Here is a 13,623-nt window from a genome sequence, read left to right as displayed (position 1 = left end):
GCCCAACACATTGGCGTATCCTTACCCCTCCACCCCAAGGCCCGATCAAAAAATGCTGGTGATATCCAACAACGTGCACCTCCCCGACGCCGAGATCGAACTGACAGCCATCCGCGCCCAGGGCGCTGGCGGTCAAAACGTCAACAAGGTCTCCAGCGCCGTGCACCTGCGTTTCGACATCCCGGCCTCGTCCCTGCCTGACTTCTACAAGGAACGCCTGCTGGCCCTGCGCGACACCCGCATCACCAGCGAAGGCGTACTGATCCTCAAGGCCCAGCAATACCGCACCCAGGAACAAAACCGCGCCGACGCCCTCGAGCGCCTGGTGGAACTGATCCTCAGCGCCACCAAGGTCGAAAAGAAACGCCGCCCCACCAAACCCACCCTGGGCTCAAAGAAGCGCCGCCTCGAATCCAAGACCAAACGCGGCAGCATCAAGGCCGGCCGCGGCAAGGTGGACTTCTAACTCGCCTGACGTTCTTCGCGATACTTCGGCGCCTGCCGATACAAATACAGGCTCAACAGCAACCCGCCAAACGCCGCGATCGCCGCAAACAGGAAGATCGAGGCAAACCCGAACCCCGCCGCAATCGCCCCGGCCAACGGCCCGGTGATCCCCAACGACAAATCGATAAACAGCGAATACGCCCCCACCGCCGCACCCCGGCTCGAGGCGGGCACCAGGTTGACCGCCTCCACACCCAAGGCCGGAAACACCAGGGAAAAGCCAAACCCGCTCAACGCCGCACCCGCCAACGCCAAATGAGGATCCGGCGCCAGCCACAGCAGCAGCAGCCCCAGCGTCTCCACCGACAAACAGGCAATCGCTACGCGAAACCCGCCAATGCGGTTGATCAAATTGCCGAACAACAACCGCGCCCCGATAAAGCTGGCACCGAACAGGCTCAGGCACAGCACCGCGTTATCCCAATGCTGGGTCGCGTAATACAAGGTGATGAAGGTGGCGATGGTGCCAAACCCGATCGAGCCCAGCGCCAGCCCGCAGCCGTGAGGCAACACGCGCCCCAGCACATGCATGAACGGCAGGCGCTCGCCCACCACGATCGGCGCGGCGACTTTCGGCCAGGCCAGCAGCAGGCCCAGCACCGCCAGCAGGATGATGCTGACGCCCATGCTCCACAGCCCGAAATGACTGACCAGCAACACCCCCAGCGGTGCGCCGATGGCCAGGGCGCCGTAGCTGGCGATGCCGTTCCAGGAGATGACCTTGGCGGTATTCGCCGCACCCACCCGGCCAATGCCCCAGCCGATGGAACCCGAGCCCACCAGGCTTTCAGCGCTGCCCAGCACCAGGCGGCCAATCAGCAGGCTGGTGAGGCTCAGCGCCGGCAGGTGTGACAGCCACGCCGAGAGCAACATGAACACGCCGCTCAACCCGCAACCGGCCAGGCCGTACATGACGGCGCGCTTGCTGCCGCGGTTATCGATGATGCGTCCGGCATAGGGCCGGCTCAGCAGAGTGGCCAGGTATTGCACGCTGATCACAAGGCCCGCGATCACGGCGCCAAAGCCCAGGTCGCTGTGCACATAGCCAGGCAACACGGCCAGGGGAATGCCGATATTCAGGTAGCCGATGAAGGTGAACAAAACGATGGAAACGACTTGCAGCGTGACCGCCATGGGGCGCTGGGTATCTGGCATGGGGAGAGGTCCACTGTCGCAGCAGGAAAAGATAGGCTGCTTATGATACCGATGCTGGGCGCGTGCGGGGGCAGCAAAGCAAACTTTTAGCGATCGGCGGGGTTGAGCAGTTGCGTGGTTACCAACGCGGCGAGGGCGTTTTCCTGGGTGCCGAAGCGCTTGAGCAGGAGGGCCTGTTTTTCCGGGGTGAGGCGGTTCCATACGTCGACCATGTGCAAGGCAGTGTCGAGCAGGGCGGTATCGGGGGTGGTGTCGGTCATGGCGGGGCTCACGGTGTTCAGGCGGTGTGGAAAGCGCGCAATGTCACGCTTTCCACACGGTCTGGGTACGGCTCTCAGTCTTCGCTCTTGCGGTCGACCGGTTTTGCCTCTTTGGGCTCGGGCTTGGTGGCACCGGCCTGTTGCGGGGTTGGCTGCTCAGTTTCGTGCAGGCTTGGGAAGGGGAGATTAGGGATTTCGTGCATCGTCGTCGCTCCTCGCAAGATCTGTTTTATCAATCGCAGGTGATTCCGCGCGTTCAAAAAGCCTGTGCAGGATACAGCACTGTAAATGACAGAAAGATTTTATCTCAGAAAATGAACGCGTCTTCATCCCGCCGCGCAAGTGACGTGGCGCCACAGGGGTGTCGATTGTCATCGTACAACATCACCCTTCACGGATTGACATCGTACTGCGGACTGAATATAACGCTAACAGTTGTATGACGACATATGACGTTACAGTTTTATAGCGCCCGTAATACGGATGCGCTCGGTCGCAGAACGTACGCCTCAAATCTAAAAATAATTAAGGTGAAGCGATGAAAATCAAAGGCATCCGTTGGTGGATGGTCGGGCTGATGACGGTCGGCCTGATTATTAACTACCTGGCCCGCAACACGCTCTCAGTCGCAGCCCCCACGCTGATGACCGACCTGAGCATCTCCACTGAGCAGTATTCCCACATCGTTGTTGCCTGGCAGGTGTGTTACGCCTTGATGCAGCCGATCGCCGGTTATGTGATCGATGCGATCGGTACCAAGATGGGCTTTGCCATCTTCGCCATCTCCTGGTCGGTAGTCTGTGCCCTGGCGGCATTCGCCACCGGTTGGCAGAGCCTGGCAGTGGCCCGTGGCGCACTGGGGCTGACGGAGTCGGCGGGCTTCCCCGGCGGCGTCAAGGCGATTACCGAGTGGTTCCCGGCCAAGGAGCGCTCCGTCGCCATCGGCTGGTTCAACTTTGGTTCGTCGTTTGGTGCGTTGTTGGCGCCGCCACTGGTGGTCTGGGCGATTTTGCACAGCGGCTGGCAGTTGGCATTCCTGATCGTTGGCGGCATCGGCCTGGTGTGGAGCGGGCTGTGGCTGCTGCTGTACAAGCACCCGCGTGACCAGCGCCTGCTGGCCCAGGCCGAGCGTGAGTACATCGAGGCCGGCCAGGAAACCCACCTCAAGGAAGGCGTGCAGAAGAAAGCCAGCTGGAAGCGCATCCTCAAGAGCCGCAACTTTTTCGCCATCGCCTCGGCGCGGATGCTCTCGGAGCCGGCCTGGCAGACGTTCAATGCCTGGATTCCGTTGTACCTGATGACCGAGCGGCACATGAACATCAAGGAAATGGCGCTGTTCGCCTGGCTGCCGTTCCTGGCCGCCGACATTGGCTGTGTGCTGGGTGGCTACCTGAGCCCGTTGTTCCACCGCTACTTCAAGGTCTCGCTGTTCACCTCGCGCAAGCTGGTGATGCTGTTCGGTTGCCTGTGCATGATCGGCCCGGCGTGCATCGGCCTGGTGGACAGTGCCTACACCGCGATTGCTCTGCTGTGTGTCGGCGGTTTCGCCCACCAGACCTTGTCGGGTGCACTGTTTTCCATCGCCTCGGACTCATTCGGCAAGAATGACGTGGCCACCGCCACCGGTGGCGGGCAGATGTGCGGGTTTATCGGGGCTGCGGCATTTACTGCGGTGTTCGGCGTGCTGGTGACCAAGGTCGGCTACAGCCCGCTGTTTGTGGTGCTGGCGATTTTCGACATCATTGCGGCCATCGTGATCCTGATGGTGGCCCGGGAGATCGTCAAAGATCCGGAGCCAGCCACCCAAACCGGTCACGGCGGCACATTGCTGCCGGTTTAACCCTGGCGTTCCATCGCCGCCTTGTAGAGCGAGTTCTTCGGCTGGGCAAACACCCGCGCCAGCATCGGCTCGAAGAAGCTCAGCGGCAGGGTGTCGTAGGCCGGGTCGAACGCCGCCGCGTCGTACTGCGCGCAGAACTCGATGGTTTGCCGGTACTGCGGGTGGTCGCCAAATTGCTCGCGCAGGTGGCGGTCCATCCCCAGGTGGTGGAAGAAGTAGTAGCCCTGGAAGATCCCGTGCTTCTCCACCATCCACAGATTCTCGGCGCTTACGAACGGCTTGAGAATCGCGGCGGCGATGTCCGGGTGGTTGTAGGAACCGAGGGTGTCGCCGATGTCGTGGAGCAGGGCGCACACCACGTACTCTTCATCCCGGCCATCGTGCCAGGCGCGGCTGGCGGTTTGCAGCGAGTGGGTCAGGCGGTCCACCGGGAAGCCGCCGAAGTCGCCCTCCAGCAGCCGTAGATGCGCCAGGATCCGGCTTGGCAATTGCCGGGCGTAAGCACTGAAATCCTTGGCGATGATCGCCCAGTCTTCCTGGGTACCATCCTGCATATGGGTGAAACGGGCCTGCTGGTTCATCAAAGCCTCTCTTATTGTTCTTCAAGCGTGGGGCTAGAACGGCACCTTGCCCAGAATCATGTCGCGGTACATCACGAAATCCCCCAACAGGCTGTACAGCGGATGCTGGAAGGTCGCCGGGCGATTCTTTTCAAAGAAGAAATGGCCGATCCAGGCAAAGCTGTAGCCGGCTACCGGCAGCGCCAGCAGCAGCCACCACGCACCTTTGCCGATCGCCAACGCGAGTATGAAGATAACGAGGCTGGTGCCGATAAAGTGCAGGCGACGGCACGTACTGTTGCCGTGTTCGCTCAGGTAATACGGGTAGAAATCGGCGAAGCTGTTGAATTGCCTGGCATTTTCCACAGTGGTCGGCCCTCTGGTTATTGTTCTGCCCGACAGATGTTCGGCGGGGAGCTTATTTGAGTCTAGAGTCATCAGTGGTAACAGCCAGTGACAATAGATGCCACTTTAGTATCCTTCGGATTCCTGGCTGTCGTTTCAGCCTTCCTTGTTAAGAAAACGCCATGAGCGAACGAACGACTTCTGCAAGCTGGGCGATGGGGATAGTCAAGGCGCTGGAAATGGACGGCCTGGATTGCCGTGCCTTGTTCAAGCAGCTTGGCCTGGATTACGCCGCGCTGAATGACCCGGATGCACGCTTCCCCCAGGACTCCATGACCCGGCTCTGGCAGCGCGCGGTCGAGCTGTCGGGCAACCCGGCGATTGGCTTGAACATGGGCAAGGTGGTGCGCCCGGCATCGTTTCATGTGGCCGGCTACGCCTTGATGTCCAGCAATACCCTGGCCGAAGGTTTTATGCGGCTGGTGCGTTACCAGCGAATCATTGCTGAAAGTGCCGACCTGAGTTTCCGCCTGTTGCCCGAAGGTTATGCGCTGATTCTGACGGTGCACGGCGACCACCTGCCGCCTACCCGGCAAAGTGCCGAAGCGTCCCTGGCCAGTGCCCTGGCGTTATGCGGCTGGCTGACCGGGCGCACGTTGCAACCGCGCAAGGTGCTGGTGCAGGGCGATCAGCCAGCGGACCTGGCGCCCTACAAACAAGCCTTCCATGCACCGCTGGTGTTCAACGCGCCCTATGACGCGCTGATCTTCGAGCGGGCCGATATGGAAGCGCCGTTGCCCACGGCGAACGAGGCGATGGCGTTGTTGCACGATCGTTTTGCCGGGGAGTACCTGGCGCGGTTTTCCGAGAGCCGGGTGACCCACAAGGCGCGGCAGGTGCTATGCCGATTGCTGCCCCAGGGCGAGCCCAAGCGTGAAGTGGTTGCGCAGACGTTGCACCTGTCCCAGCGCACCTTGCAGCGCCGCTTGCAGGAGGAGGGCACGAGTTTCCAGACCTTGCTCGACGACACCCGCCGCGAACTGGCCGAGCAATACCTGGCGCAGCCGAGCATGACCCTGCTGGAAATTGCCTACCTGTTGGGGTTTGCCGACCCGAGCAACTTCTTTCGTGCGTTCCGCCGCTGGTTCGATGCCACGCCCGGCGAGTACCGGGCGCGGTTGCATGAGCTGCCTGTCAGTGACGCCAAAACGCCGGAATGCACAGCACAAACACCGTAATGATCTCCAGTCGGCCCAGCAGCATGCCGAATGACAGGATCCACTTGGCAGCGTCCGGCAGGGTGGAGAAGTTACCGGCCGGGCCGATGGTTTCCCCCAGGCCCGGGCCCACGCCGGACACGGTACTGGCGGCGCCGGTCAACGCGGTCATCCAGTCCAGGCCCAGCAACGACAGGGCCAGGGCGATGGCGCAGATGGTGATGGCGAAGAAAAACGAGAAGGTCAGGATCGACCGCACGATTTCTTCATCGAGGCGATGGCCGTTGTACTTCTGCTTGATCACCGCTCGCGGGTGAATCAACTGGTTCAAGTTGGCCTTGAGCAGGATGTAGGCGACCTGGAAACGGAAGATCTTGATCCCGCCAGCCGTGGAGCCGGAGCAACCGCCCACAAAGCCCAGGTAGAAGAACAGCATCAGCGAGAAATTGCCCCAGATGCTGTAGTCCCCGAGTGCGAAACCGGTGGTGGTCACCACAGAGGTGACGTTCACCGCCACGTGGCGCAGCGCGTCCAGCCAAGGCAGGTCGGTGGTCCACCAATACCAGGTGCCGAGCACCAGCCAGGTCACCACCAACAACCCGAGCAAGCCTTGCACCTGCTGATCCTTGATCAGCGCCCGGCGGTTGCCACGCATCGTGGCCACATACAGGGTGAACGGCAGGCTGCCCATGATCATCACCACCACGGCCACCCAGTGCACCGCCGGCTGTTTCCAGTGGGCCAGGGATTCGTCGGAAGTGGAAAACCCGCCGGTAGAAATCGCCGACATCGCATGGTTGATCGCATCGAACAGCCCCATCCCGGCCCACCAGAACGCCAGGCTGCCGAGGATGGTGATGCCCACGTACGCCGCCACGATCAGGCGCGCCACCATGTGTGAGCGGGGCATGACCTTTTCCGAGCGGTCGGAGGATTCGGTCTGGAACAGGCGCATGCCACCGATGCGCAGCAGCGGCAGGATCGCCACCGCCATGCCGATAAAGCCGATACCGCCGAGCCAGTGCAGCAGCGAGCGCCAGATGAGGATGCCCGGGGACATGGTGTCCAGGCCGCTGAGCACCGTGGAACCGGTGGCGGTGATGCCCGACATGCTTTCGAAGAACGAGTCGGTGTAGCTGATGTGTTGGGTCAGCAGGAACGGCAGTGCGGCGAAGATGCACACCACCAGCCAGCTGGAGACGGTCAGCAGGTACATGTCCCGCGGGCGCAGGTGCACGTGTTCCGGGCGGCCGGGGATGACCAGCGCCAGGCCCGCGATAAAGGTAATCAGGCTGGCCCAGAGGAACGACGGCAGGTCGCTGGTGCGTTCAAAAAACACCAGGGTCGCCATGGGGATGACCATGGCGATCGCCAGGGTGATCAGGAAGATGCCGATAATGAAACCGATTATCCGTAAGGTCGGCAACGCCATGAGGTCCGCTCGGGGTGACAGGAAAGGCGCCATTCTACCTGCGGTGCAGGGCAAGTAAACCGGGGGGGCGATGATCGTGGCTGCGTTGATCCCGTGGCGAGGGAGCTTGCTCCCGCTGGACTGCGAAGCAGTCCCCAAACCTTCCGAGGCGTTTTTCTGGAAATGTGCGGTGGCTTCACTGGGGCCGCTGCGCGGCCCAACGGGAGCAAGCTCCCTCGCCACAGGGAATGTGTTCGGCCCAAAGCGGTTTGGCAGGTATAAAAAAGGCGACCCGAAGGTCGCCTCATTCAACGCGGCACTGATCAGAACTCGTGATCAGCGTTATCCGGGTTCAAGTCACTGATGCCCAGCTTGCCAGCAGCCTGTTCGATCGAACCGGTCTGCTTCACCAATGCGGCGATGGCGTCACGTACGATCTGGTTGCCTTTGTCGTTACCGGCAGCAATCAACTGGTCGTAGTGTTCGCCGTTGTTGGCGTGGTCCACCATCACCTGGATCTTCGCTTCGGTGGAGGCCAGGTCAGCCTTCAACGCTTCATCGGCCGCCGGGTCGGCCTTGGCCACCAGGGAAGACAGGCTGGCGCCGGTCATCTTGGTACCGTCGGTGCGGGTGTACTCACCCAGGTAAACGTTACGAATACCCTTGGCGTCGTAGAAGTGCGAGTTGTGGGTGTTGTCGCTGAAGCAGTCCTGTTCGTCTTCCGGCGAGTTGGCTTCCAGGGAAACCTTCATGCGCTCACCGGCCAGCTCGCCCAGGGACAGGCTACCCATGCCGAACAGCATCTTGCGCAGGCCATCGGTCGCAGGTTCTGCTTCCAGCGTGGCGCGGTAGTTGTCTTCGACGTTGGGCTTCCAGTTGCCGACCATTTCTTCCAGGTCGCTGACCAACAGTTGAGTCACGGCGCGCAGGTAGGTGCGGCGGCGCTCGTTGTGGCCGCCAGTGGCGCCATCACCGGTCATGTAGTCCGACGCTGGGCGGTTGCCGGCGCCCGGGCCGGTGCCGTTCAGGTCCTGGCCCCAGAGCAGGAATTCAATTGCGTGGTAGCCGGTGGCTACGTTGGCTTCGGAACCGCCCAGCTCATTCAGGCTGGCGAGTTTTTCCGGGGTGATGTCTTTGACATCGACCTTGTCTTCGCCGACCTGGATCTCGTTGTTGGCGATGATGTTGGCGGTGGCGCCAGGGTTGCCCAGGGCGTGTTCGTAGGTCTTGTCGACGTAGTCGATCAGGCCTTCGTCCAGGGGCCAGGCGTTCACCTGGCCTTCCCAGTCGTCAATGATGGTGTTGCCGAAGCGGAACACTTCACTCTGCAGGTACGGCACGCGCGAGGCGATCCAGGCGGTACGGGCCGCTTTCAGGGTGTCGTCGTTCGGGTTGGCAAGGAAAGTGTCGATCGCGGTTTGCAGGGTTTTCGCGGTGGACTCGGCATCGCTGTACACCGCGAACACCATGTCAGCGTAATGCGCGACCACGGCCTTGGCGGCGGCCTCGTCTACCTGGCCTGCCGGGGCAGCCGCCGGGGCGGTGGTGCTGGCGGCGGCCGGGGCTTGAGGCGCGGCGGCCTTGTCTTTGCCTTCACCGCAACCGGCGAGCGAAATGGCAATGGCGAGAAGGCTGGCGGTGGCCAGGGGCATACGAATCATGGCGAACATCCTGCTTCGGTTGTTGATGGGGCACGCGGGGGGCGCGCAAAACTGCGACATAATGCGAAAGATTTGCATTTTGTGTAAAGCGTTATAAGCAGGAAATATTTAGTATCGATTTGCCGGCCATCGGCGCGCGTGGCCCCGATGGCCGGCATCGCTTCAGAGGATGGCGGCGTTATTGCGCTGGGCCTGTTTCAAGTAGGCCACCAACTCCCGTGCCGGCAAGGGTTTGCTGTAGTGGTAGCCCTGACCCTCGTGGCAACCCTCGGAGATGATGTAGGCCTCCTGTTCGGCGGTCTCCACACCCTCGGCGATCACCTGCATGCCAAGGCTTTTGCCGAGCTGGATGATCGCCCGCACGATGGTCGCATCGTCGTCGTCATCCAGCAGGTCCTGGACGAAGCTCTTGTCGATCTTGATCTTGTCCAGCGGCAGGCTTTTCAGATAGCTCAGGGACGAATAGCCGGTGCCGAAGTCATCAATCGCAATCAGTGCCCCGGAGCGGCGCAGGCTCAGCAGGTGCTGGGCGGCGGTGCTGATGTCTTCCATCAGGCCGGTCTCGGTGACTTCCAGCTCCAGGCTACGCGGCGGCAAGCGGTAGATTTGCAGCAGGTTGTTGACCACCCGTGGCAGCTCGGCGTGGTGCAACTGCACGGTCGACAGGTTGACCGCCATGCGCAGCTCGGTGAAGCCCAGGTCATGCCATTCCCGCAGTTGCCGGCAGGCCTGGTCCAGTACCCATTCGCCGATGGCAATGATGGTGCCGTTCTGTTCGGCCAGGGGGATAAACAGGTCGGGCGGCACCAGGCCGTGCTCCGGGTGCTGCCAGCGGATCAACGCTTCGACACCCACCACACGGTGGTCGAGATAGCTGATCTGCGGCTGGTACACCAGGTGAAACTGCTCGCGGCTCAAGGCGTCGCGCAGATCCTTTTCCAGCTCGCGGCGGCGGCGCATTTCGCTGTCGACGCTGGCGATATAGAACTGGTAGCGGTTGCGCGAGCGGCTCTTGGCCAGGGTCATGGTCTGTTCGGCTTTTTGCAGCAGCTTCTCGGTGCTGTCGCCGTCTTCCGGGAACAGGGTGATGCCGATGGTGGCACGCAGGCGGATCTGTTCGTGATCGAGGGCGAATTCGGCTTCCAGGTCGTCGAGGATGCTTTGTGCCAATTCGGCGGCTTCGTAGGGCTGCTCGATATCGGCCTGCACCAGGGCGAACTGGTCGCCGCCGAGGCGGGCGAGGGCGCCGAGGCGGCCGCTGTGGGCGCGCAGGCGGTCGGCCAGGGCCAGCAGCAACTGGTCGCCGGCCTGGTAGGTGAACTGCTCGTTGACGCTTTTGAAGTCATCCAGCCCCACGCACAACACCGCGACCCGGCGTTGCCGGCGGCCGGCGTCGATCAGGATCTTGTCCAGTTGCTCCTGCAGTTTCTGGCGGTTCGGCAGGCCGGTCAGGAAGTCGTACTGGGCCATGCGCAGCAGGCTGTTTTCCGCCTCATGGCGCAAGTGCGTATTGCGCTCGATGGATTCGAGCAACTGGTTGGCGGTGTTGATCCAGAGCCCCAGCTCGTTTTTCTCGTGGCCCTTGAGCTGCGGGATCTTGTGCTCGCTGGGGCGGTCGGGGTTGATCGAACTCAGGTGCTCGATGATGCGCGAGAGCGGCTTGGTCAGCAGCCAGTGATAGACCAGGTACAACACCAGCCCCATGGCCAGCGCCCGCAGCACCCCGGAGATGAAAATGATCACCGAACTGACAAGAAACCCTTTGCCATAGGTGGCGGTGTCGAGGGTGATGCTCAGGTCACCGTAGTACTCGCTGTAAGGCCCGCGCCCCACCAGCGGCGTGGTGAACGTGCGTTCCTGGCCCAGAATCAGGTCGGTCAGCCAGCGGCTCGGGGATTGTTGCAGGTCGCGGGTTTTTTCCGCGAGCATGGTTTCGTTGGGGTGGCCGATGGAGGCCATGCGCACGGCATCATCCTGGAACAGGCCTTCGATGACCTGCATGCCCATCTCCCGGTCCAGACTGTAGACGGCCTGGGTGGACGGGTCGCGAAACATGTCGAGGATGCGCTGGGCATCACCGGCCACGGCCTGGCGCGTCTTGTACGCATCAAAGACGATCTGCGCCGCGCTCAGTACCACGCCCACGGCCAATGCCGAAAGCAGTACCACCCGTAGCAACTTCACCGACAAGCTGTTTTTGAGTTCCAGCTTCAAAGGGTTATTCCTTGTTCCATGCGGGTAGCCTCAATATGCCATGAGTATTGGCAATCCCGTGAGGGCAGTCAAAGGGACATTGCGGCCAGGGCAGGTTTTGCAGTTTAGATGAGCGCGTCCGGGGGTAAGACGTTGGGAGGGGGAATGGAAAGGCAGGCCTGGCATGGAGTGAAGTCGGCGGATCGTACGTGCCGACTTCTTGTACCGTCTTTTCAGGACGAGCGCGGGTTTTTCAGTCCAGCGAAACAAACCGTCGAGCGTCAGCGCCCATCAGGTAAACGAAATTTTCGGCGGTTGTGGCTGGTCTTGCGCCTGAGGGTCGATTTGCCCCAAGGCCTGTCGAGCTATGTCCACGGTCTTATCAAGGATGCCCAAGCTTTTGTCCAGGACGTCCAGGCCCTTATCTGTCACGTTATCGAACACGTTAAGTGCTTGAGGGGCCATGCCGATCAAAGATGCTAGATCCATATCAAGTTCTCCTGCAGTCAATCAGAGGGACATTCCTCTTACATACTGCGTGGCGAAATCCTTTTGATGAGTTCCAGCGTTTTCCTGGCATTTTTCCATTTGTAATCGCCCACAAAAAAGCCCGGCAATTGCCGGGCTCTTTCTACTGCAAGCGGTACTTAAGCGGTGAAGGTCTTGCCTTCGAACTGCTCAGCCACGAACTTCCAGTTGACCAGGTTCCAGAACGCTTCCACATACTTTGGACGCACGTTGCGGTAGTCGATGTAGTAAGCGTGTTCCCAGACGTCGCAGGTCAGCAGCGGGGTGTCGCCGCTGGTCAGCGGGTTGCCGGCGCCGATGGTGCTGGCCAGTGCCAGGGAACCGTCAGCCTTTTTCACCAGCCAGCCCCAACCGGAACCGAAGGTGCCGACGGAAGTCTTGGTGAACTCTTCCTTGAACTTGTCGAACGAACCGAAGGCAGCGTTGATCGCCTCAGCCAGTGCGCCGGTAGGTTGGCCGCCAGCGTTTGGCGCCAGGCAGTTCCAGTAGAAAGTGTGGTTCCAGACCTGAGCGGCGTTGTTGAAGATGCCGCCCGAAGAAGACTTGACGATTTCTTCCAGGGTCTTGCCTTCGAACTCGGTGCCAGGCACCAGGTTGTTCAGGTTCACGACATAGGTGTTGTGGTGCTTGTCGTGGTGGTATTCCAAGGTTTCCTTGGAAATGTGCGGCTGCAGGGCATCGTGTGCGTAGGGCAGCGGCGGCAATTCGAAAGCCATGATGATTCTCCTAATCAGGTCAGTTGCGGTGAGCGCAAGGCCGATCACGGGCGGCCAAACAAGCGCCGGGGAGTTTGTACTCTTTGCGGCGCAGGGGCTGGATCATAGCACCGGGGGTGCGGCAAAACCACGCAACAACTGTGTGGGATAGAGGTTCCAGAGCGTTTTGGAATATCTACGCTGCGCTGATTAATTGATAGGCCACGCTGAACATCATGGCGGCTACCAGCAGGTCCAGAATCCGCCAGGTGGCGGGGCGCGCCAGCCACGGTGCCAGCCATGCGGCGCCCAGGGCCAGGGTCATGAACCACAGGAATGAAGCGCTGGCGGCCCCGGCCACGTAGGCGCCCGGTTCGGTTTGCTGGGCGCCGAGGGAGCCGATCAACAAGACGGTGTCCAGGTACACGTGGGGGTTGAGCAACGTCACCGCCAGGGCGCTGAGCATCACCGCCTTCAACGAGCGTACCTTGAGGTTCTCGCCCTCGCCCAGGCTCTGCTTCGAGCAGGCCCGGCGCAGGGCGAGGGTACCGTACCAGAGCAGGAACGCCGCGCCACCCCAGCGGGCAATCGCCAGCAATACCGGGTTATGCGCCAGCACGGTGGCCAGGCCGAATACGCCGGCGGCCACCAGGATCGCGTCGCACACCACGCACAGTGCCGCCACCGGCAGGTGATGTTCGCGCCGCAGGCTCTGCGCCAGCACAAACGCGTTCTGGGTGCCGATCGCCATGATCAAACCAAAGGCCACCAACAGGCCGTTCATATAGCTTTGCCACATAGGATTTACTCCGCGCCCGCCGCCAATTGCCGCAACACCGTCATGGCGCACTCGGCATCGGCGCGGCCGACAAACAGGTGATCGTGGTAGTAGCCGGCAATCACGTTGCAACTGATCCCGGCCTGGCCCAGGGCCGTGGCGAACGCGGCGGTCAGGCCGACCGCTTCCAGGGCCGAATGCACGTTGAGGGTGATCCACGCAGCCACATAGTCGAAGGCCAGTCCGGCCCGCTCGGCCTGCTGGCGCTCGACGATCAACGTCAGGCCTTCCTGCTCGCGGAAGCTGCCGATCACCTCGCAACCTTCGGGGATTCGGCTGTCGGCCAGGGTGCAGAACACGTAGTCGCCGTCATTGAGCTGTGGGCTCATGCTGCGCAGCAGGGTTGCCAGGGCGGTTTCGCCAGCCATGTGGAGGTCCTTGAATAAGAAGAAGCGATGCTGGCTATTCTCCCG

General features: G+C 61.5%; 15 protein-coding genes. 3 read left to right on the top strand and 12 right to left on the bottom strand.

The window, feature by feature from the left end:
• Window positions 1–52: 52 nt before the first annotated feature.
• Window positions 53–466 carry an alternative ribosome rescue aminoacyl-tRNA hydrolase ArfB gene (arfB, locus tag AC3WKX_RS25140; RefSeq protein WP_003212972.1) on the top strand — a complete coding sequence of 138 codons (414 nt, stop codon included), beginning with the start codon at window positions 53–55 and terminating at the stop codon, window positions 464–466.
• Here the strand turns inward: arfB and AC3WKX_RS25135 are convergent.
• The 3 genes from AC3WKX_RS25135 to AC3WKX_RS25125 all read right to left on the bottom strand — a co-directional run bounded on the left by AC3WKX_RS25135 (window position 463) and on the right by AC3WKX_RS25125 (window position 2,125).
• Window positions 463–1,662 carry an MFS transporter gene (locus tag AC3WKX_RS25135; RefSeq protein ID WP_003212974.1) on the bottom strand — a complete coding sequence of 400 codons (1,200 nt, stop codon included), beginning with the start codon at window positions 1,660–1,662 and terminating at the stop codon, window positions 463–465. The two genes, arfB and AC3WKX_RS25135, sit on opposite strands and share 4 nt — an antisense overlap.
• A gap of 86 nt (window positions 1,663–1,748) precedes the next feature.
• Window positions 1,749–1,922 carry a hypothetical protein gene (locus AC3WKX_RS25130; RefSeq protein WP_008430977.1) on the bottom strand — a complete coding sequence of 58 codons (174 nt, stop codon included), beginning with the start codon at window positions 1,920–1,922 and terminating at the stop codon, window positions 1,749–1,751.
• 74 nt (window positions 1,923–1,996) lie between these two features.
• Complete coding sequence (locus tag AC3WKX_RS25125) at window positions 1,997–2,125, bottom strand: hypothetical protein (RefSeq protein WP_003212978.1); 129 nt, start codon at window positions 2,123–2,125, stop codon at window positions 1,997–1,999.
• Between the two features lie 335 nt (window positions 2,126–2,460).
• Between AC3WKX_RS25125 and AC3WKX_RS25120 the strand changes: the two genes are divergently transcribed.
• On the top strand, window positions 2,461–3,762 hold the full coding sequence (locus AC3WKX_RS25120; RefSeq protein ID WP_003212980.1) for an MFS transporter: 1,302 nt from the start codon (window positions 2,461–2,463) through the stop codon (window positions 3,760–3,762).
• Here the strand turns inward: AC3WKX_RS25120 and AC3WKX_RS25115 are convergent.
• Together AC3WKX_RS25115 and AC3WKX_RS25110 are read right to left on the bottom strand one after the other, a co-directional pair.
• Entirely contained in the window at window positions 3,759–4,343 is a 585-nt protein-coding gene (locus AC3WKX_RS25115; RefSeq protein ID WP_003212982.1) for an HD domain-containing protein, read from the bottom strand. The genes AC3WKX_RS25120 and AC3WKX_RS25115 overlap by 4 nt on opposite strands.
• 33 nt (window positions 4,344–4,376) lie before the next feature.
• Window positions 4,377–4,688, bottom strand: a complete 312-nt coding sequence (locus AC3WKX_RS25110) for an Mpo1-like protein (RefSeq protein WP_003212984.1) — start codon at window positions 4,686–4,688, stop codon at window positions 4,377–4,379.
• A gap of 161 nt (window positions 4,689–4,849) precedes the next feature.
• Here AC3WKX_RS25110 and AC3WKX_RS25105 point away from each other — a divergent pair, with 161 nt between their 5' ends.
• Window positions 4,850–5,905 (top strand): AraC family transcriptional regulator, encoded by a 1,056-nt coding sequence (locus AC3WKX_RS25105; protein WP_003212986.1) that lies wholly within the window; start codon window positions 4,850–4,852, stop codon window positions 5,903–5,905.
• Here the strand turns inward: AC3WKX_RS25105 and AC3WKX_RS25100 are convergent.
• From AC3WKX_RS25100 to AC3WKX_RS25070, 7 genes are all read right to left on the bottom strand, one after another.
• Window positions 5,862–7,316 (bottom strand): TrkH family potassium uptake protein, encoded by a 1,455-nt coding sequence (locus AC3WKX_RS25100; RefSeq protein WP_003212988.1) that lies wholly within the window; start codon window positions 7,314–7,316, stop codon window positions 5,862–5,864. The two genes, AC3WKX_RS25105 and AC3WKX_RS25100, sit on opposite strands and share 44 nt — an antisense overlap.
• A gap of 302 nt (window positions 7,317–7,618) precedes the next feature.
• Window positions 7,619–8,956, bottom strand: a complete 1,338-nt coding sequence (locus tag AC3WKX_RS25095; protein WP_003212990.1) for an imelysin family protein — start codon at window positions 8,954–8,956, stop codon at window positions 7,619–7,621.
• A 162-nt stretch (window positions 8,957–9,118) separates the two neighbouring features.
• Entirely contained in the window at window positions 9,119–11,170 is a 2,052-nt protein-coding gene (locus AC3WKX_RS25090) for a putative bifunctional diguanylate cyclase/phosphodiesterase (RefSeq protein ID WP_003212994.1), read from the bottom strand.
• 270 nt (window positions 11,171–11,440) lie between these two features.
• Window positions 11,441–11,638: a hypothetical protein gene (locus tag AC3WKX_RS25085; RefSeq protein WP_003212995.1), complete on the bottom strand. Its 198-nt coding sequence runs from the start codon at window positions 11,636–11,638 to the stop codon at window positions 11,441–11,443.
• A gap of 158 nt (window positions 11,639–11,796) precedes the next feature.
• Window positions 11,797–12,393: a superoxide dismutase gene (locus AC3WKX_RS25080; RefSeq protein WP_003212997.1), complete on the bottom strand. Its 597-nt coding sequence runs from the start codon at window positions 12,391–12,393 to the stop codon at window positions 11,797–11,799.
• A 175-nt stretch (window positions 12,394–12,568) separates the two neighbouring features.
• Window positions 12,569–13,171, bottom strand: coding sequence for a LysE/ArgO family amino acid transporter (locus tag AC3WKX_RS25075; protein ID WP_003212999.1), 603 nt, complete (start codon window positions 13,169–13,171; stop codon window positions 12,569–12,571).
• A gap of 5 nt (window positions 13,172–13,176) precedes the next feature.
• Window positions 13,177–13,578: an ACT domain-containing protein gene (locus AC3WKX_RS25070; protein ID WP_102606370.1), complete on the bottom strand. Its 402-nt coding sequence runs from the start codon at window positions 13,576–13,578 to the stop codon at window positions 13,177–13,179.
• Window positions 13,579–13,623: the final 45 nt, after the last annotated feature.

It is taken from the genome of Pseudomonas sp. GP01-A4, assembly GCF_058780865.1.
The sequence above is the reverse complement of the archived record's forward strand: the minus strand, read 5'-3'. Positions and strand labels throughout refer to the sequence as shown.

Bases quoted from the DNA above. Each gene is read 5' to 3' on its own strand.
- arfB (WP_003212972.1), top strand. From the start codon at position 53: ATGCTGGTGATATCCAACAACGTGCACCTCCCCGACGCCGAGATCGAA.
- AC3WKX_RS25135 (WP_003212974.1), bottom strand. From the start codon at position 1,662: ATGCCAGATACCCAGCGCCCCATGGCGGTCACGCTGCAAGTCGTTTCC.
- AC3WKX_RS25130 (WP_008430977.1), bottom strand. From the start codon at position 1,922: ATGACCGACACCACCCCCGATACCGCCCTGCTCGACACTGCCTTGCAC.
- AC3WKX_RS25125 (WP_003212978.1), bottom strand. From the start codon at position 2,125: ATGCACGAAATCCCTAATCTCCCCTTCCCAAGCCTGCACGAAACTGAG.
- AC3WKX_RS25120 (WP_003212980.1), top strand. From the start codon at position 2,461: ATGAAAATCAAAGGCATCCGTTGGTGGATGGTCGGGCTGATGACGGTC.
- AC3WKX_RS25115 (WP_003212982.1), bottom strand. From the start codon at position 4,343: ATGAACCAGCAGGCCCGTTTCACCCATATGCAGGATGGTACCCAGGAA.
- AC3WKX_RS25105 (WP_003212986.1), top strand. From the start codon at position 4,850: ATGAGCGAACGAACGACTTCTGCAAGCTGGGCGATGGGGATAGTCAAG.
- AC3WKX_RS25100 (WP_003212988.1), bottom strand. From the start codon at position 7,316: ATGGCGTTGCCGACCTTACGGATAATCGGTTTCATTATCGGCATCTTC.
- AC3WKX_RS25095 (WP_003212990.1), bottom strand. From the start codon at position 8,956: ATGATTCGTATGCCCCTGGCCACCGCCAGCCTTCTCGCCATTGCCATT.
- AC3WKX_RS25085 (WP_003212995.1), bottom strand. From the start codon at position 11,638: ATGGATCTAGCATCTTTGATCGGCATGGCCCCTCAAGCACTTAACGTG.
- AC3WKX_RS25080 (WP_003212997.1), bottom strand. From the start codon at position 12,393: ATGGCTTTCGAATTGCCGCCGCTGCCCTACGCACACGATGCCCTGCAG.
- AC3WKX_RS25075 (WP_003212999.1), bottom strand. From the start codon at position 13,171: ATGTGGCAAAGCTATATGAACGGCCTGTTGGTGGCCTTTGGTTTGATC.
- AC3WKX_RS25070 (WP_102606370.1), bottom strand. From the start codon at position 13,578: ATGGCTGGCGAAACCGCCCTGGCAACCCTGCTGCGCAGCATGAGCCCA.